General features: G+C 67.0%; 2 protein-coding genes and 1 pseudogene. All 3 read left to right on the forward strand.

All coding sequences use genetic code 11. The features are described 5' to 3' along the window. Positions 1-417, forward strand: a pseudogene (echA20, locus tag AC2VOG_RS20825) ((7aS)-7a-methyl-1,5-dioxo-2,3,5,6,7,7a-hexahydro-1H-indene-carboxyl-CoA hydrolase); the annotation flags it as partial. Next, positions 414-1,298, forward strand: a complete 885-nt coding sequence (gene ipdA, locus AC2VOG_RS20830) for a cholesterol ring-cleaving hydrolase subunit IpdA (RefSeq protein ID WP_486941712.1) — start codon at positions 414-416, stop codon at positions 1,296-1,298. The pseudogene echA20 and the gene ipdA, both read left to right, overlap by 4 nt. Then, a partial coding sequence (gene ipdB, locus AC2VOG_RS20835; protein ID WP_486941713.1) for a cholesterol ring-cleaving hydrolase subunit IpdB occupies positions 1,295-1,953 on the forward strand: 659 nt, incomplete at its 3' end. The genes ipdA and ipdB, both read left to right, overlap by 4 nt.

Here is a 1,953-nt window from a genome sequence, read left to right on the forward strand (position 1 = left end):
GGCAACGCCGACGTCATCGTGGCCTCCGACGATGCCACCTTCGGCCTGCCCGAGGTCGAGCGCGGCGCACTGGGCGCGGCGACCCATCTGTCGCGACTGGTGCCGCAACACATGATGCGGCGGTTGTTCTTCACCGCCGCCACGGTCGATGCTGCGACCCTGCATCACTTCGGCTCGGTGCACGAGGTGGTGCCACGGGAGGAACTCGACGAGGCCGCGCTGCGGGTGGCCCGCGACATCGCCGTCAAGGACACCCGGGTGATCCGCGCGGCCAAGGAGGCGCTGAACCTGATCGACGTCCAACGGGTCAACTCCAGTTACCGCATGGAGCAAGGCTTTACCTTCGAACTCAACCTCGCCGGAGTGTCCGACGAACACCGCGACGCATTCGCCGGAACGGAGAAGGGCAAGAAGTGAGCAACAAGGTCATTTCGCTTGACGACGCCGTCGCTCAGGTCCGCAGCGGCATGACCATCGGCATCGGCGGCTGGGGGTCGCGGCGCAAGCCGATGGCCTTCATCCGCGCGCTGCTGCGCACCGACGTCAAGGATCTGACCGTGGTGACCTACGGCGGCCCGGACGTCGGGCTGCTGTGTTCGGCCGGCAAGATCAAGCGGGTCTACTACGGGTTCGTCTCGCTGGACTCACCGCCGTTCTACGACCCCTGGTTCGCCAAGGCCCGCAGCGGCGGGGCGCTCGAGGCCCGCGAGATGGACGAGGGCATGCTGCGGTGCGGCCTACAGGCGGCCGCACAACGGTTGCCGTTCTTACCCATTCGCGCCGGACTGGGTAGTTCGGTGATCGACTTCTGGGAGGGTGAGCTCAAGACGGTCACCAGCCCGTACGAGGCACCCGGCGGCGGACACGAGACCCTGCTGGCGATGCCGGCACTGACCCTGGACGCCGCGTTCGTGCATCTCAATCTCGGCGACGTCCGGGGCAATGCCGCCTACACCGGCATCGACCCCTACTTCGACGATCTGTTCCTGATGGCCGCTGACAAACGTTTCCTGTCGGTGGAGCGCATCGTCTCCACCGACGAGCTGGTCAAAGCCGTACCGCCACAAGCACTGCTGGTGAACCGGATGATGGTCGACGGCGTGGTCGAGGCACCCGGTGGCTCCCACTTCACCACCGCAGCGCCGGATTACGGCCGGGACGAGAAATTCCAGCGACACTACGCCGAGGCCGCCGCGACCGTTGACGGTTGGCAGACGTTCGTGCAGACCTACCTGTCCGGCGGCGAAGCCGAATACCAAGCGGCCGTGCAGAAATTCGCCGAGGAGGCGTCATCGTGACCGACACCGCGAGCACCCGCGCCGAAGTCTGCGCCGTCGCCTGCGCCGACCTGTTTCGCGACGCGGGCGAAATCATGGTCAGCCCCATGACGAACATGGCATCGGTCGGCGCGCGACTGGCCCGGCTGACGTTCTCCCCCGACATCCTGCTCACCGACGGCGAAGCGCAGCTGCTCGCGGACACCCCGGCGCTGGGCAAGACCGGCCCGGTCGAGGGCTGGATGCCGTTCGGCCGGGTGTTCGAGACGTTGGCCTGGGGTCGGCGGCACGTGGTGATGGGCGCCAATCAGGTTGACCGCCATGGCAATCAGAACATCTCGGCATTCGGTCCGCTGCAGCAGCCGAAGCGGCAGATGTTCGGTGTCCGCGGCGCCCCCGGCAACGCCATCAACCACGCGACCAGCTACTGGGTGGGCAACCACTCCAAGCGGGTCTTCTGCGAGACCGTCGACGTGGTGTGCGGTGTCGGCTGGGACAACGTCGACACCGACAACCCGGCGTTCCGGTTCGCCAACACCTACCGGGTGGTCTCCAACCTCGGCGTGTTCGACTTCGGCGGTCCGGACCGCACGATGCGCGCGCTGTCGCTGCACCCCGGCGTCACGGCCGACGAAGTCCGCGAGAATACGTCCTTCGATGTGGCCGGCCTCGACGA

The organism is Mycobacterium sp. TH-M11, assembly GCF_057473725.1.